This window comes from Citrobacter sp. TBCS-14 (assembly GCF_005280805.1).
Lineage (GTDB): Bacteria > Pseudomonadota > Gammaproteobacteria > Enterobacterales > Enterobacteriaceae > Citrobacter > Citrobacter gillenii.
Genome location: NZ_SZWM01000763.1, coordinates 1 through 207, shown reverse-complemented (window position 1 = coordinate 207; position 207 = coordinate 1). Strand labels below are relative to the sequence as shown.

The following is a 207-nucleotide window of genomic DNA, read 5'->3' as shown; positions in this document are numbered from 1 at the left end:
TGATCGGTCACAACGACCGGGATCCCCAACGTTCTGGCATGTTCAACGCCCGCGTGAGACGAGATGCCGTTGTCTACGGTGACAATTAGCTGAGCGCCCCGGGCATGGGCCTGATCCACGACTTCCGGGCTTAAACCATAGCCGTCTTCAAAACGATTAGGCACCAGGTAGTCAACGTTGCTGCAGCCCAACGCACGCATTGCCAGG

Annotated in this window: 1 protein-coding gene; it reads right to left on the bottom strand. The window is 58.0% G+C overall.

All coding sequences use genetic code 11. The features are described from left to right. The coding region (locus FDX22_RS21160; RefSeq protein ID WP_370317671.1) for a DHH family phosphoesterase at positions 1-207 on the bottom strand (207 nt) is incomplete at both ends.